15 protein-coding genes are annotated in these 16,806 nt (G+C 45.2%); 2 read left to right on the forward strand and 13 right to left on the reverse strand.

Going from position 1 to position 16,806, the window contains the following annotated elements; translation table 11 throughout:
- Positions 1–11: 11 nt before the first annotated feature.
- Both ubiE and WS42_RS07700 read right to left on the reverse strand, forming a co-directional pair.
- On the reverse strand, positions 12–704 hold the full coding sequence (gene ubiE / locus WS42_RS07695; RefSeq protein WP_022159623.1) for a bifunctional demethylmenaquinone methyltransferase/2-methoxy-6-polyprenyl-1,4-benzoquinol methylase UbiE: 693 nt from the start codon (positions 702–704) through the stop codon (positions 12–14).
- Positions 705–784: 80 nt separating this feature from the next.
- Positions 785–1,087, reverse strand: coding sequence for a DUF3276 family protein (locus WS42_RS07700; protein ID WP_013610507.1), 303 nt, complete (start codon positions 1,085–1,087; stop codon positions 785–787).
- Positions 1,088–1,299: 212 nt separating this feature from the next.
- Between WS42_RS07700 and WS42_RS07705 the strand changes: the two genes are divergently transcribed.
- The gene (locus WS42_RS07705) at positions 1,300–1,512 is read left to right on the forward strand and encodes a hypothetical protein (protein WP_013610506.1); all 213 of its coding nucleotides are present in this window, start codon (positions 1,300–1,302) and stop codon (positions 1,510–1,512) included.
- Positions 1,513–1,515: 3 nt separating this feature from the next.
- On the opposite strand, the gene WS42_RS15450 is transcribed toward WS42_RS07705, so the two are convergent.
- The 7 genes from WS42_RS15450 to trpS form a co-directional block, all read right to left on the reverse strand.
- Positions 1,516–2,238, reverse strand: a complete 723-nt coding sequence (locus WS42_RS15450; protein ID WP_286728444.1) for a leucine-rich repeat domain-containing protein — start codon at positions 2,236–2,238, stop codon at positions 1,516–1,518.
- 247 nt (positions 2,239–2,485) lie between these two features.
- A complete protein-coding gene (locus tag WS42_RS07715) occupies positions 2,486–2,965 on the reverse strand; it encodes an S-ribosylhomocysteine lyase (protein ID WP_022159621.1) in 480 nt (159 codons plus the stop codon).
- Positions 2,966–2,984: 19 nt separating this feature from the next.
- Positions 2,985–3,677, reverse strand: coding sequence for a 5'-methylthioadenosine/adenosylhomocysteine nucleosidase (locus WS42_RS07720; protein WP_046450943.1), 693 nt, complete (start codon positions 3,675–3,677; stop codon positions 2,985–2,987).
- Between the two features lie 5 nt (positions 3,678–3,682).
- Complete coding sequence (locus WS42_RS07725; RefSeq protein ID WP_046404233.1) at positions 3,683–4,321, reverse strand: MBL fold metallo-hydrolase; 639 nt, start codon at positions 4,319–4,321, stop codon at positions 3,683–3,685.
- Between the two features lie 97 nt (positions 4,322–4,418).
- Positions 4,419–11,708: a T9SS outer membrane translocon Sov/SprA gene (gene sov, locus WS42_RS07730; protein ID WP_286728445.1), complete on the reverse strand. Its 7,290-nt coding sequence runs from the start codon at positions 11,706–11,708 to the stop codon at positions 4,419–4,421.
- A 94-nt stretch (positions 11,709–11,802) separates the two neighbouring features.
- A complete protein-coding gene (gene ruvA, locus WS42_RS07735; protein WP_022159617.1) occupies positions 11,803–12,384 on the reverse strand; it encodes a Holliday junction branch migration protein RuvA in 582 nt (193 codons plus the stop codon).
- 11 nt (positions 12,385–12,395) lie between these two features.
- The gene (gene trpS / locus WS42_RS07740; RefSeq protein WP_013610498.1) at positions 12,396–13,379 is read right to left on the reverse strand and encodes a tryptophan--tRNA ligase; all 984 of its coding nucleotides are present in this window, start codon (positions 13,377–13,379) and stop codon (positions 12,396–12,398) included.
- Between the two features lie 277 nt (positions 13,380–13,656).
- Between trpS and WS42_RS07745 the strand changes: the two genes are divergently transcribed.
- Positions 13,657–14,001: a DUF3276 family protein gene (locus WS42_RS07745; RefSeq protein ID WP_022159616.1), complete on the forward strand. Its 345-nt coding sequence runs from the start codon at positions 13,657–13,659 to the stop codon at positions 13,999–14,001.
- A gap of 47 nt (positions 14,002–14,048) precedes the next feature.
- Here the strand turns inward: WS42_RS07745 and WS42_RS07750 are convergent, their stop codons facing one another.
- From WS42_RS07750 to WS42_RS07765, 4 genes are all read right to left on the reverse strand, one after another.
- Positions 14,049–14,765: a tRNA threonylcarbamoyladenosine dehydratase gene (locus tag WS42_RS07750; protein ID WP_013610496.1), complete on the reverse strand. Its 717-nt coding sequence runs from the start codon at positions 14,763–14,765 to the stop codon at positions 14,049–14,051.
- A gap of 24 nt (positions 14,766–14,789) precedes the next feature.
- Positions 14,790–15,443, reverse strand: coding sequence for a TatD family hydrolase (locus WS42_RS07755; RefSeq protein WP_046450945.1), 654 nt, complete (start codon positions 15,441–15,443; stop codon positions 14,790–14,792).
- Between the two features lie 135 nt (positions 15,444–15,578).
- A complete protein-coding gene (locus WS42_RS07760) occupies positions 15,579–15,995 on the reverse strand; it encodes a hypothetical protein (protein ID WP_046450946.1) in 417 nt (138 codons plus the stop codon).
- Positions 15,996–16,107: 112 nt separating this feature from the next.
- On the reverse strand, positions 16,108–16,806 hold a 699-nt coding region (locus WS42_RS07765; RefSeq protein ID WP_046450947.1), incomplete at its 5' end, for a glycosyltransferase.

The following is a 16,806-nucleotide window of genomic DNA, read 5'->3' on the forward strand; positions in this document are numbered from 1 at the left end:
CGACGAAAAAATCATTTTTCTCCGACATACAAGCTGGCGATACCGAAGCTCAGTTTCCGCCGGACCGGATGCTGAAAACCACAGTCCCGCATAATTTGCAGGAACGTTTCGCCCTGAGGAAATTTCATTACCGATTCGGGCAGATAAGTATAGGCTCCTTTATTCCCTGAAATCCATCCCCCGATCGTCGGAAGAATATGACAAAAATAAAAGCGGTACAACTGTTTCATCGGAAAATGCTCCGGCATAGAGAACTCGAGAATAATCACTTTCCCCCCCGTTTTCAATACCCTGTACATTTCCTGTAATCCCAACTCCAGATGCTCGAAATTACGCACACCGAAAGCCACCGTCACCACATCGAACATCCCGGTTGCAAACTCCATATGTTCGCAATCCCCGGTCTTCAACTCAATGGCATCAGCAAGATGCAGATCGCCGACCTTTTTCTTTCCGATCTCCACCATATTTTCCGAGATATCTATTCCCGTCACTTGCTTCACTCCGGCCCGGTGCGCTGCAATAGAAAAATCACCTGTACCACAGGCAACATCCAATAAGCATCCCTTCTCCTGTTCTCCGATGCAGCTCATCGCTTTCCGTCTCCACCCCTTGTCGATATTCATCGACAACAGATGATTCAGCAAATCGTATTTCGGGGCGATATCATTAAAAATATCTTGAACTACTTCTTTCTTAGCCATATTACAAAGTAAAAGGTAATAATAAAAGGTAAAAGGTAAAAAATGCGATGAACACTTTTTACCTTTTACTTTTTACTTTTTTAATTAGTTTCAGGTAATTTCCCTTCTAAAGCAGATTTTACGACAGCAACAGCATCTTCCAATCCTTCGGCAAACTTCTCGAAATCTTCCTTGTACAAGAAAATTTTATGTTTCTCATAGCTCGAAACACCATCTTTATCGAATTTCTTTTTACTCTCTGTAATGGTCAGGTAGTAGTCATTGTTACGTGTAGCCTTTACATCAAAGAAATAAGTTCTTTTGCCGGCTTTCACTGCCTTTGAATAAACCTCTTCCCGGTCTTCATTCATGTCAAATCCCTCATTTTTTCCGTATTCTTCCATCATCAAATAAATTTAATATTCAGAAATGTTTATTGAACTTAACTTTTTCTCCGGATTATTCCCGGTTACAACCACGCTTTGCCGCCTTTCACGTTTCAAATGTAGAAAAATCCTAAGAAACAAAACTACATTTTAAGTTTTTTTTTCCAGAAGTAATGTTTAATCCTTTCTTTTTATACAGTAACTTTGTATAAACAACTAAAAGTAATATTATGCTATTTACCATCTTCATCATCGTTGCCATTCTCTTAGGTCTGGCTTTAGTAGGCCTGGGTATCAATATATTATTCAGGAAAAACGGGAAATTTCCCGAAACACATATCGGCAAAAACAAAGCCATGAAAGACCGGGGAATTCATTGTGCCAACACCACCGACCGTCTCGACCGGCAAAACTATAAACCTGTCGATCTGCAACCGGAATAAAGTTCAGACCACTTTCCAGCCTTTAGCGTGCAGAAGTTCCATCCGGCACTTCCGCTCACTTCCATTGTGCTGTTCGAACCGGATAGTGGCCTCTCTTCCTTCGGTAAAAGCAGGTAAAGAACTAAAAAGCTGATTCAACGCCTCTGCCTCGAAACCATTACCACCGATATCTACACAGACCAGGCCGTCGCACCCACCCAGGTACAAGGAATGCAACCGATTCGAAAAACAAAATAAGTACAGCAGATCCGGACAAGCATCCAACTCCAGACTTTGCAAAACATTGTCGCTACAGTCCAGATACACCAGTTCCCGGTTACATCTTGAACGCAACACCGATAACCGATTCCCGGAACAATTCAAAAGTTTCAGCTTCGGACAACAAACCAATTCGAGCGTGATCAACCGATTATAAGCACAGTTCAGATTTTCCAGCAAGGGACACTTATCCAGCTTCAATTCGGTTAGATGGCATTTGGATACATCCAACTGACTGATAGCTGTACCCACCACCCGCACCCGATAGTATCCGGCCTGTTCATAATGATGCGCTGCCGAATGATCGGATTCACCGTCCCCCCAGTCCACCAGAAAAGTAATAGCCGTTATCCCCAACCGAACATCCGTTTCTCCGGGCAATTCGAGCCTCAACTCCACCGCCCCCAATAATTCCTTACCTCCGTTTTCGGAAGTATACCGTTTAAAAATAAGAGGAAGATTTTCCATAGGCAACCGTCTTTACAGCTCCTCCTCATTAAAAATGCGTGGAGCTTTTGATTTGAGTAAACAGGCACCGCCAAGCACCTACTGAACCAAATCGGAAAAGCCCACGCATAGCACGTGAGTATAATCCGATTTTACGTTCAGTTTGAAAATTGGCGGTTTCGTTTACTGTAAAATCGCGTTACTCGTATCTAATGTAGATATACCTTTGTTTTCTACATAATCACAAATATAATCAATTAGCGGAATATTATTCAGGATACACCATATTTTTTTCTTCTATGACCTCCAATACCTCTCTTAAATATTTATCGGCTTCATATTTAGCCATAGGCAAATTATGCAGCAAATAATTCCCGCAATCCCGGGGAGCGGCTCCCGGAACTTCCCCCTCGAAGTCACGGATAAACCGAAATGTTTCCCGCATCAGTTCCACAATATCTTTCGCCTGCAAATCTCCTTTCATCAGGAAATAATTTCCTGTACAGCAACCCATCGGGCCCCAGAAAACGATCCGTTCTCCCCATACCGGATGATTCCTCAGAAAAGTTGCCGCTAAATGTTCTATCGTATGCAATTCACCATACCCTAAGGCAGGTTCACGATTGGGTTCTTTCATCCGGATATCGAAAGTCGTCACCACCTGATCCCCCAGATAATCCTTACGGGAGACATATATTCCCCTCAACAAATGAATATGATCGATTGAAAAGCTCGGTATTTTTTTCATGATTTATGATTTTAGTTGATTATTCAGTAACCTGATTCACCAGCTGCTTCAAGATTTCAAAAGATTTTTCAGGCGCAGCAGTCCAGAAATCCTGATATTGCAAAGCATGATTTTCTACTTGCCCGGGCGTATCGCTGATTATCCGGCAACTCAAAAAAGGCGTCGCATACATATGACACACCTGTGCGATCGCTCCGCTTTCCATATCGACGGCCAATCCCTCCGGGAAATTCTCTTTTATACCTTCCAAAGCTACCCGGTCGGTAATAAACCGGTCCCCACTACAAATCAGTCCTTCACATAACGCAATATCACTTGTAACCGACAATGCCGCACTCAATAACTTTCTGTCCGCCTTGTAACGTGCAGGCATACCTTGTACCTGTCCCATTTCGTTACCTGTCCCACACCACACATCGTGGTATACCACTTCTTTCCCCACGACCATATCCATCACCCTCAGCCGGGCATCAATCCCTCCGGCTACTCCGGTATTCAGTATATAATCGGGCGAAAAATACCGGATCATCTCGACAGTCCCGACAGCTGCACATACCTTACCGATACCACATTGTGTCAAGACGATTTCCTTCTCCCCCAACTGTCCGGTCACATAACGGTACCCCCGTATTTCCTGCTCGTTTTTCCCGCTCAACAAAGCTTCCACCAAGCGGAATTCCCCCCCCATGGCCACTATAATTCCTATTTTCATACCGTTTAATTTAAAAAGGGATTGTATCTTTTTTCCTCTCCGATGGTAGTTGCCGGCCCATGTCCCGGCATCACTTTTACTTCATCGGGTAAGCACAATAACTTTCTACGAATGCCTTCTATCAGTACCCGTGCATTTCCTCCAGGCAAATCCGAACGGCCGACACTTCCGGCAAATAACACATCTCCGGCAATCAATAACCGATCGGCAGAACTATAATAACAAAGTCCTCCCGGCGAATGCCCGCCTACAGCAATCACTTCCAATTCCGACTCTCCGAAATGAACCCGATCACCGTCTTTCAAAAACTTCCCAACGGCAGGCGGCGGTGTAATCCCCGTAACTCCGAGCATAGCGGCATACTCTACAGCGTTCTCGATTAAAAAATTATCTTCATCCGAGGCCTGAGCACTCAGCCCATACGTATTTTTTATAAAATTATTCCCGAAGATATGATCGATATGCAAATGAGTATCCAACAAAGCCACGGGTTTCAACTTCTTTTGCGACAGAAAATCCTGCAATCTTCGTTCTTCCTCACCGCTAAAACATCCGCAATCGATGATCACGGCTTCCCCCGTCCGGTCATATAAAACCACCGTATTCTCCTGCCACGGATTATTTACAAAAATCTTTATTTCCATATCTTCTCATTTAATTTCCTACAAAGATAATGCAAGCCAGACAAATTTAATACTTTCGGTTAGCCATATCCTGAAAAAATTCTACAAGCCGGCCCTTCTACTGCATCAATGTATACCGGATACTCAAACCGAAATTGGTATTGGTGGTAGGATAGGAAAGAGAGAGATAAGGAGTATCAACTTTCCGGTCATAAAACAACCTTAAATTCAACCGGTTATTAAACGTATAGTCCGCGGATACTTTGATAGACATCACTTTCTCCCCTGCCGTCAACTGATCTACATTTTCGGTTATTCTTCGGATAATGGTATTGTTTTTCCGGATACTGAAATCGAACTGTACATTGATATCGTTGTTCAGCTGCTTATTTTTTAGGAAGATAGGAAGATTTCCAAACCGGTATCCCAGTCCCAAAACGATCTCGTTGCCAGAGGTTTCCGACAACTGAGCGTTTACCAGGCTCAGGCTCACATCCCGGCGACGGTTGATATCCCAATGGGTGGTCAGATTGTTGGCCCACACCATATCCATGCTGATCAGAGGATTGAATTGTTCGTTGATCGAAACCAGATTCACATCGAACAGTGACATCCAATTGTCTTGCAGGTCCCGGGCATCTTCGGCATATTTCAGATTAGAGGCAAACGAGCCGATATTGTATTTACAGATATAATTGTGGTTGACACTGATCGATTTGAATACTTTTTTCATAAAGGCGAAATCGATCAAACCGGTATACACCACCCTCCAATTCGGACGCATCGCCCAAATCCCGGGAATCAGGCCGTCATGTTTACTGGAAGCATAAGTCCGGTTGAAAGCACCGATCAATACGTCCTGTGAGGTAGGCCCGTATCCATCGTAAAAACCGGTCAGCTGCCCTTTGGCATCACGTAAGGGAATATCTCCTTTATTATAACCGGCCCCATAACGCTGTTTCGCCAGTTGAGCGGCCACTCTTTTCCGTTCTTCCAGAAATTCGTTATATACAGCCGCCGAAGCCTCCGGATTATTCCCGACACTATAAAAAGCTGATTTCAGTCCGATCGCCGACATACTGAAATTACCGGAATACATCTTATTGAGCGACTGAAAATCGGCTCCGTCATAAACGATATATTCACTGCTATTCCGGGAACGGCTCCAATTCGAAGTCAGGTTAACCCGCAATTTCTTTATCGGCTCGAACAAAGCCCTCACATAAACCGTACGGGAAGCATTCATCAGGAAAGGATTATTTTGGGTCGAATCGGTGGTTATCCATCCTTTCCCGGCCGCCTTCAACCCGAAATTCTCATCCTGACTGCCGAACAGGAACTTAAACCCGGGAGCGGAACTTCCGTTATAGCTCTGTTGTCCGAGCCAGCGGGCTTCCGGCAGGAAACCGGGTAATGTCGTCCCTTTATCTTCCGAATACCCGACACTCAGCGTCTTGAATCCGGTCAATATCCCTACAAAAAAACGGGCAACCGCATTTCCCACCCCGGCATGTGGAGTTTCCGTTCCGGTCACGAGCAACTTACCTCCTTCCAGAGTCTCGGAAGAATTGATCCGGATCTTGTTCCTACCGACCGACTCATATCCCAATTTGATATTTTTTCCATCGGCAGCCGTCAAGCGGGCTTGTATATCGCCGGTCTTCAACCGATGCCGTACAACGACCGGTTTTCCTTTTTGTACTTTATCCATTCCGGTTTCGAACTTCACGTTCTTCCCTCGCTGTTTCCGGGGCGGCCGTATCATTTCTCTCAAAAATTTAGACTTATTGTAAAGTGATGTCAACGATAAATCTCCGTTCATCTGCAAAGCACTCGCATTCCGGATCACATTCCCCAGATTCGTCGAATCGGCTGTCACCGCAGCTGCCTGCCAATCGTATCGGGTCGAATAGCCTAGCTGCAAAGAGGTCCAGTCCAAAAATGGTAACTTATTGACCGGTACGGTATATTGGACCGAAAAGTCATGATTATAATTTACCGGACGCCCACCGTCGAGGATATTGTTCCATACGGTATCTTTCCATTGCTGATAACGTTCGGGGTCCCTCTGCCGGTCGACGATCCCCTCCGGCTCATCGATACGTGCCTGTGTCGTCGCATGAAAATCGACCACCAGATTCCGGGTCAGATTAAATTTAAAGGCATAATCCCGGGTCCACATAAAATCCTTATCATAAGTAGGTTCGATCAATAAATTCGGATTATCCAGATTCTTCGATTTCACCTCCCGGTAATTCCGGGTAATATCCGAAGTAATCGAAAACATCGAAGGCATATAATAAAAATTAAAGTCTTTGATCAACCGCAAATATTTCGAATTCAATGTCTTGGATTTCGATTTTTTGAAAGGCTCCACTATTGGAGGCATCCCGTTGTAGATATAACTGATCAGTCCCCGGTAATTTTTTTCCAGGTCTCTTTCCAGGTTGACATTACGGGCAAAGGATTTATTATAAGAATAAGTCAGAGACAGATTCGACCAATCGAAAAAATGCGATTTACCGTCTTTACTTTCTATCCCTACGTTCGTAAAATTAAGGCTTTTGCGCATCACATAATCTTCCGCATTACGTTTGATCGAATCGCGCAAATGCCGGTTCGCTGCATTATCCAGGGCTACCTCCAAAGGGATATCCGAATCGAGGGGATCGTATTCCGGTAAAGTCGATTGTCGCGAATAAGCATAATACATCGGAATCCTCAACCGCCACCTTTCCGGAAAGAACTTACCGAATTCGACACTGGTAGAAAAATCGATCGAACGGAAATCCTCCCTTTCGATCTCAGCAGCATGCTGCTCGATACTGCCAAACCCGGGAGTCATCCGGCTACCGGCAAAACTGATCGTCGCCACATCGGCTAATTTTGCCGTAATCCGGGCATTAGCCGCCCAACCTCCTTTGTTATCGAAATCCGACAAACGAAGTTCGTTGACCCATACTTCGGCCGAACGCTCGCCTTTGCTGGATTCTCCCTGTGGATTACGGATACCGATCACGATATTTTTTACATTGCCTAAGGTCGGTTTACCCTTCACTCTGACTTTATGATTCAATTTGTCTATATCGGCATTCGGATCCAACGTTCCGACCAACATTTCGTATACTTCACTGTAATCGATCTCTCCGTCTCCGGTCCGCAATTCGGTATTTCTTTTCTGTTTCAAAGTCTGAAACCAGCTCAACGGCATTTCAATCCGGTTAGCCGACGGCCAAACCCCTTCCCTACCGGTATAATCGGAGGTATAGTAACCGGGTGAGGTCAATTTTAAAGGAATCTCATACTCATAGTAGTTGTTTACGTTATCATTACCCAAACGCAAAAACAAGGTCAGTTCGTCGTCCTGCAAGGGATATCCTTCGACAGCCTCGGCATGCACATCCATTTTCAGGGTTTTATACCGCAACAGATCCTTGCCGAACATCTTATATACCGCCCGGGAATCATTTTCGGGCAGATCGATCACTTTCAATGCCAATGCCTGTTCATTCAGTTCCCTCAACTGTGGATTAGAAGCATCCACAACCCGTTCTATTTCAGGGGGCATCACGTAATTTACCGGTGTCCGGGAAGCATTTTCTTCCAAATTGACCACCGAAATGTCGAAAACCGTCCTGGTAGACGAAGTCAACTGTCCATCGAGTGCTCCTTCGTATTTCCGCCAATTGTCTCTTACCAAATCCAGACCGGCCATTCTCAACACGATACTATCCTGAAACCCCCGCATCAGCATCCGCATAAAACGGATAGATTTAAAATCGGAAATTCCCCCGTAATCCGATTCATGTGCCGAAAGCGGTATTTTGATCTGATACCATTTGATCTCCTCGGTTGATCCATTAGGCAATTCGACACTAGAGGTCGTTATGTTGGTGATAAAATTTTCGCCGACTTTCATTTTCTCCGGCCGGAGTTCCAGGTGATAGCGGAAAAAAGCTTCTGTCTCATTCAGGGTATTGTCTCCGTTGATATCTTCCACATCAGGCAAGGTGGTGGCTGCTGTCGGATAAGATTCGGGCGACATATCGGCTGTCGGTGAGTTACCCTCCGTCCCGTTATACTGTTTATAGCGCTCCAATACAGGTGTTTCCAAAGCATCGTAATCCGATCCCCGGAAGAAATGATAATTATCCCCCGCCGGATCGTTCCAGGCCTCCCGGTATACTTTCGAATTTTCTCCGAAAGTCCGGCGCAAGGTCTCCAGATAAGCTGCGTAAAATATCCGCTCATCTTCATCGTTCATCCCGTCCAGCCCCACATCCTGATACCGCCGGGCCTGGCTGTTATTATCGAATCCATTGGTTATCGACTGTACACCCGGCACTCGTCCCCAGCGGGTGGTATCCACATGACGGATATCCGGTCCGGCAGGCAGTCCATTTTCAAAAGCTTTCCGGCCGTCTTTCAAAATATCCTCCGACACATTACCTAAATCGAAATATACATCTCCGCCTTTGTGCCGATTGTCATATACAAAAGGATCCATCAGCCAGATTTCGATATACTGCACGTTGGCTGTTTCGAAATCACTGGTAGTGATACTCCGCATCATTCCTCCCCACCGTTTCTCCGGATTACGCAGTTTACCGTCCCGGTCGACATCGGTCGTAAAGTTGTAGGGACCTTTTTCCGTCGGATAGTAAGCCACCGAGAGGGCAGGAATAATATTCACATCCCCGACAGCCAGATCCTTATCCGGGAACAATTCCGTCTGCCGGATTTCGCGGACAAAATGGTTAGAACGTTGTTCCTTGTCGGCCCGGATATGGGAAGGAGTCGCCGTCGACATGCGGTAAAAAATAGGATCGACAATATACCAGGCCAATTTTGCCCGGTTGTAGCCGTAATCCAGACTATCCGACTTGCCTTCCGGAAACAGATTATCCTGAGGGGTAGAAGCCAGTTTCCATTGTGTTATCCCTTTCATATCCAACGAAATCTTACTTCCTTCGAAGTCGTCCAGGTAAGCGTTTCCACCGGCTCCACGGGCTGTACCCGGCTGAAACCTGGCGAACTCGGTGTCTATCGTCAGGTGGGATTTCGCTTTGGTATGTACAAAAGGTAATTTGTCGATCAGAGTGGTCAGAAAACCAGACTCGGTATTATAAGTAGCGTTCAACCCCCAAATGGTATTCGATAAAGGTTCTTCTCCCAGATTCACTTTATGGGTCAACGGCTTTTCGCTCATATGCATTACCGTTGCTCCGATATTCAGTTTATCGTTGAATTTATAGTCGAGATGTGTCCCGACCAGCGTTTTGGTTTGCATGCCGAACATCGAACGGTTTTCACTTTTAATCGTAATCGGTGTACCGGCTTCCAGCAATGACTGGTTCATAATCTTCAGAGTCCCCATCGTATAATCGACCACATAATCGATATTCTCTGTCAACTCCACCCCACCGGCAAGTACTTTCACCGAGCCCTGAGCAATGTCCTGTCCTCCCAGGGAGATCTCGGAAGAGGATGACGATTTGTAACTTCCTTTCAGATAAAACTTATTCTTCTCGGCATTCTGTTCCGCTTCGCTTTGTGTCTTTTCGTACAAGTCTTTATAAACGTACTGACCAGCGACTCCCGGACGATTGATTTTCTTTTCCAGCCACCCGCCGAATGGTTCCAGTACGGGAAAAACGATCCTCCCTTTATTGGAATAGACCGTTATCCCCTCGATATAATCGAAACGCCCGTCCGGAATCGCGTCCAACTGGGTATTCAGCCGGTCGAGATTCATCACAGACAATAAAATCTTATTATCGATATCTCCGGCCGGCAGATAATTCACCATCGTTCCGGCCTTATCATTCTGGTACAAAATGTCTAACACAAAATCCTCGGCACTCAGATTATAGGAACCGATATTATAGACATTCTTCATCATCAAATCCCAGGTCGGCATTTTAGGGCTCTGTGTCGTACTTCTCAACATCTTCACCACCAAGGTCGAAGGTGCAGCCGGGGCATTGGAGGTCAGTTCACCCACCGTATGGATTTCCCCTCTCACCGTATATTCATAAGCGACCGCCAATACCTCATCCGCATTCAAGGCCGCATTCAGGGAGATATATCCCAGTTTTTCATTCAGGATATATTCGGAAGGATCCAGCAAACGGGCATTTTCCAATTTTTCATAATCCTTGCCGGAATTGAAACCGGTACCGATCTGGGATAAAATACCGGAAACCTGATTGATATCCCGGATTCCTGCATAGCGATCCACCATGGTCTGATACAGCCGATTGCTCTGATTATCGGGATATACCTGCCCGGGAACAGCGGGAAACAAACCGGCATCGAACATCGGATTGGACGGATCCCCGACATTATTTTCAGCCAAACCCGTAAATGCAACGATATTCCGGGCCCGGTCGAAACGGGAACTTTTATTGGTTACCCATACTTCAATTTTAGTGATCACCACCCCACTATTCACTACGGGCAAGTTTTGTAAGGCGGCATCGTACTGATCCCGGAAAAAACGCGACAGGAAAAAGTGTTTATTAGCTTCATACCTCAAAGCAGATACTTCAAAATCCTGTTTTTCAGCTCCTTTCTCCAATTGAATCACTTTAGATTCCCCCTTCTGTTGCGAAAAAATACTCGACATGGACAATTTACCGAACTGCAGGTCCGTCCGGAATCCCCAAAGATTCTGTCCACCCGAAATCAGCGTTCCGGTTAAAGGTAAAGAGACATTTCCCGCCTCCACCTTTTTCACGATATCGTCTTCCTTCCCTTCGTAGTTCAGTTTCAGGATATTGTCATAATCGAAAGTAGCCTCTGTATTGTACGACCAATCGAGATTGACCAAATCACCGATATTACCGCCGATATTGAATTGTATCTTCTCGTCGAAATCCAGCGAAGTCGTTTTGCGCATATCAATAGGCAAAGTCGGATTATCGACTTTATTCGTTTTGACCCCCAAGGTCAGTTCTGCCGATCCCTGTACTTCGATCCGGATTTTGTTGATACCGAAAATCGGACTCAGAATTTTGTCTAAAAATTGTATATCGGAAACCAGACTCTTGAAATCGTACTTATTCCCTTCCTGAATCTGCCTCCGGTTGTATTCGTACAACGACATTTTCGAACGGGCTTTCAGCAGATCCTGCAAGGTTTCCATAAAAGGGCGGTTGTAATAATACTTTCCGCCGATCAGGCTGGCTACGACATAACGCTTGGTCAGCGGATCATAGATAATGGTATCTTTTATATTGGACGGTTGCCTGAGAAACAATGCCGACGATGGAATAGTCTGCCGGATTTCATTGTCCCGGATCTCCCGGATCGGAAATTGCAGGGTATCGGAAACGGTCCCGGCAACCCGCCCGGAAAAAATAGGCTCCTCCGATTCTCCCGCAGGATAACCGAAAACAAAAACCATCTGAGTTATTATCAAAAATAATAACAAGATATACCGCATACACACACACATTGTTTGCAAACCGATTCACACTAATGATTTGCAACCCATTTATTTATAATTGCTTCAGTGCTTGTTTAATCAGCTCCTCGACGCTGGTGACACCTCCACCGGCCACAATTTTATCCAATACTTTATTGGCCTGAGCCTTCACAAACCCAAGCATCACCAAAGCAGCCAAAGCTTCTTCTTTTATGGCCACCGAAGCGCCGAAGTTCATCTCTTCGGCACTACCTGTCACCGCTATTTTATCTTTCAATTCGATAATCACCCGCTGGGCCGTCTTCAGCCCGATTCCCTTCACACTCTTGATTGCATTTACATTCTCTGTCAGGATGGCTCCGGCAATTTCTTTTACCGTCATCGAACTCAACATAACACTAGCCGTATTCGCTCCGATCCCGGAAACCGAAATCAGCTGCCGGAAAACCGTTCTTTCCTCTTTATTGAAAAAGCCGTATAACAAGAGTGCATCTTCCCGGACAATCTGATGAATATATAAGGAAACCTGCTGCAAAGCTACAATCTGAGAATAGGTATTCACCGAAATATTAATATAATACCCCACTCCGCCGCATTCGATCACCGCGTAAGCAGGCGTCGCCTCCACCAGAAGGCCTTTTATATATTCATACATTTTTTAAGTCTTTAATTAAAACCTATGATTTTCCGCACCTCACGAATAGTCTTATCGGCACTGGCACGCGCTTTTTCTGCCCCTTCCCGGGCCACTTTATCCATATATTCCGTATCGGCGGCATAGGCCAGAATTCTCTCCCGGATAGGAGACGTAAAATTCACAATATCCTCGGCTAACTGTTTCTTCAAATCACCATAGCGAATTTCACAGGCATTGTATTTCTCATTGAAATAATCGTAAGTATCTGCAGAAGATACAATCTTCAGCATGGTAAACAGATTAGCGATAGCTTCGGGCTTTTCGCTATTGGGCTGCGTAGGACCACTATCGGTCACCGCTTTCATCACTTTCTTACGGATAGTAGCGGCATCGTCGATCAGATAAATAGCATTTCCTTCGGATTTTCCCATCTTTCCGGATCCATCCAACCCCGGCACTTTAATCGCATCTCCCCCGAAGGAATAGGACTGTGGCTCCGGGAAAAATTCTACCCCATAGATGGTATTGAAACGCCGTGCAAATTTCCGGGCCATCTCCATATTCTGCTCCTGATCCTTTCCTACCGGTACTTTATCAGCCCGGTGAATCAGAATATCGGCAGCCATCAAAGTCGGATAAGTCAACAGTCCGGCATTCACATTCTCCGGTTGTTTCCGGGCTTTTTCCTTGAAAGAAGTCACCCGCTGCAATTCTCCCAAATAAGCGTTCATGTTCAGGTAGAGGTATAGTTCCAGTACTTCTTTTACATCACTCTGTACATAGATCGCTGCCTTTTCGGGATCGATCCCACATGCCAAATACTCGGATAAAATCTTCCGTACATTGGCAGTCACGTCGCCCGGATGGGGATGAGTCGTCAAAGAATGCCAATCGGCAATGAAAAAAAAGCATTTATATTCATCCTGTAAACGCAGAAAATTTTTTACCGCTCCGAAATAGTTCCCTAAATGTAAATTTCCCGTGGGTCTGATCCCGCTAACAACAATCTCCATTTGAATCATTTATTAAAAAATAGACAAAACGAACTTATCTCTCTAAAACCCCTACAATCAACGGATTTTATAAGTTCCATCCTGCAAAGATAAGTTTTTATTCAAAATCGCTGAAACGGTTTTTCATGAAAATTAGAATTTAACAATTATCATACTTCCGAAGCAAAAAAGGAGGTGATTAAAAAAATTAAAAAAAAGTTACTTTTATAAGCTTTTTTTATTACATTTGAAACGCAAAATTGCAACTATTTTATAAAACTAAATTTTTCTACAAACAATGGAAGGATACGAAAGAAAAGAAGGAATGGACAATGATCGGGAAGAGATTTATTCCAAGGCAGTGAGAGCAGGGAAAAGAACCTATTTTTTCGACGTGAAAGCAACTCGTAACAATGATTATTACCTGACAATCACAGAAAGTAAGAAGAGATTTGATAACGACGGGAATCAAAATTTCGAGAAGCATAAAATCTTTCTGTACAAAGAAGATTTTGAAAAGTTTGCTGAAGGTTTAGATGAAGTCGTTGCTTATATCCAAGCCGCCATCGGCGGAGAAGCTCCAAAAGCAGCCTATACCGACCCCCAAAAAGAAGAATTCGACGTCGATTTCGATCAGATTTAAAAAATATCACTTTTTATAAAAACCGCTTGTCGTAACAGGCGGTTTTTTTATTCTCCAATGAGATCGCGGACCACTACCGAAGCGATAAAGCACCCGAAGATAGGCGGCATATAAGAGATGGTCCCTACATTGGACTTCTTATTCCGACTCTCTGCCAGGACGATAGCCTCCGGATCGGTAAATTCCGACGAAAAAACCACCTTCACCCCTTTGTAAACCCCCAGTTTATGCAAGCGTTTACGCAACATACGCGCCAGATTGCAATTATAACTTTTCGAAATGTCCGCCACTGCAATTTTCGAAGGATCCAGTTTTCCCCCCGACCCCATCGAACTGACGACAGGCAAGCCCAATTGCAGACTATGATAAATCAGGAATATCTTCGGCGCCAAGGTATCGATAGCATCCACGATATAGTCGTATCGGGCCATTTTCAATACCTCAATCATCCGGTCATCCCGGATAAAATCGTTAATCACATGCAATTTAATCTCCGGATTGATATTCCGGAACCGCCCGGCCATAATCTCCGCCTTGGCTTTTCCCAGATTACAATCCAAAGCCGGCAATTGCCTGTTCTTGTTGGTCAGTTCCACCACATCCCCATCGATAATCGTCATTTCGCCTATTCCGGCCCGGCACAACTGTTCGGCAGCATATGCTCCCACCCCTCCTAAACCGGCCACCAAAACATGAGCCTGCTGCAATTTCTCCAACCTTTCTTTCCCGAGTAACAATTCCGTACGACTCAACCATTCAGGCATAATATAAAATTTCAAAGTATAACATTACAATTTAAACAACCGATCGAAATTCATCCGGACAATATGCTGCAATTCTTCCACAGCGATCCCCCTCCGACGGGCGACTTGCCCATAGACTTCCCCGATCGTAAAATCCGAATTATCCGTTTCGATCAGCAACCGGTCTGCCGGAATTTCGGGTAATACCCGATACACCTGCGACTCTTCGTTCATGGCATGCCTTCCGGCGGAAATATAAAATCCATGCCGCAATAAATCCATCAGGATCTCCCGTCGGTTATTGAATCCGTGCATAATCCATTTCTGGTGTGACCGATATTTCTTACAGGCAGTAATCAACTCCGGGATTGCCCTCACCCCATGAATAATCAACGGTAACCCATACCGTCCTGCAATTTCCGCCTGCCGTCCGAATAGCTTCAACTGCACTTCCATCGGAGCAGGCGCATTCCGGTCCACCCCCGCTTCCCCGACAGCCACAATCTTCCCCTCTGCTGCCGCCAGTTCTATCTTTTGCAACCTTTCCTCCACCATATCGTCGATATACATGGGATGAATTCCCAAAGAAAAGTAAACCGCCCCCTGCCCGGGCATAATCACATTTCCCAGACAAGGATCGACAATATTCACCCCCTCTCCCGGCCGATGTGTATGTATGTTAATCCAATCTTGTGGCATAAGCATCCTTTTACAACCACAAATATACACCATTCCTCCGGATAATCAATCCCCCGCTTTCCGTCAAGCCACACTCCTCCCACCCCCGAAGGGGCACGTCCTGAGTCTCCCGGGATCCGTCCTAAAGCTGAATCCTTAGGTCAATTCCTCCAAAATTGTCTCCGCATCCGCCAATTCTTCTTCTCCCCTTCCCATCTTCCTCAATTCCTCCAGCATTCTTCGGGCCCGTTCCGCACATTCCTCTTCCTCTACATAATAATAACAATAAGCCAGCAATTTCACACTTTCCGCCGAAACGGCCAGGCGATCCAAATTCCGACCAACCACATCCAGCACCTCCTGCAACATCCCCTCATCCCGCGTCACCTCGTAAGCATCCAGCAACGCCAAAAGCAATGCCGGATCCGAAATATCCAACTTCCGCCGGGCAACAACACACACGCTCTCCAGGGCATTTTTCACCCTCCGGACTTCCTCCATCCGTTCCACCTCCACCCGGCATTCCCCGTACTCCCGGCAAAGCCCGACAATTTCAACTGCTAATTGTTCCATATCCGTTCTTGTTTAACTGCAAATCTCTCTATCACTCCACCATTCCCGTAATTATTCATAAACAAATTATTAGTCAAATCTAATCCACCTTGTTTATAAGTTTACATAAAAATCATCGTAATGGTTTTCTCAATAACCTTTTATACAACATTGTCCGCATTCCATTAGGAATAATCCGGGAAATAAAACGGATACTTACATTCTGTATAAACTGAAAATAACCTATAAAATCCATGTTTAACAGTTTCCGCTGAAACCGGTATTCATCTATTGCATACTTCCAGCCTCCCCGACGCTTAAACATATCCCGAGAGAAACGGAAATACAAAAGGCTTTCCGGTATATTATAAAAGCAGGCTCCGTTCATTAACATCCGTACCCAAAGGTAATAATCCTCAAACAAAGGAAAATGCATATATCCCCCAGCATTCATTACGGCTTCTTTTCTAAACATAGTAACCGGATGGTTTTCCGGACAACGCAACCGGGCATACTTCAATATCTTCCAATGCTTTTCTGGCAATTTCCTTACCGAAATTACATTTCCGATATCCCCTTCAAATTCATCAATCCAGGCACCGACAACATCCATTTCCGGATGAGCACAAAACACCGCTATCTGTTTTTCAAACCGTTCGGGTTTTGCCACGTCATCCGTATCCATACGGGCAACCAAATCGTAAGAACAGTGCTTCAGCCCTTCATTTAAAGCCCGGCCTAACCCCTGATTTTCAGACAAGGGTACGACCCTTATCACCGGATATTTCCGGCAATAATCCTCCGCCACCTCATCCAGCGCATCCGTCAAAGG

It is taken from the genome of Odoribacter sp. N54.MGS-14, from assembly GCF_000980295.1.
In the GTDB taxonomy this organism is placed as follows: Bacteria; Bacteroidota; Bacteroidia; order Bacteroidales; family Marinifilaceae; genus Odoribacter; species Odoribacter splanchnicus.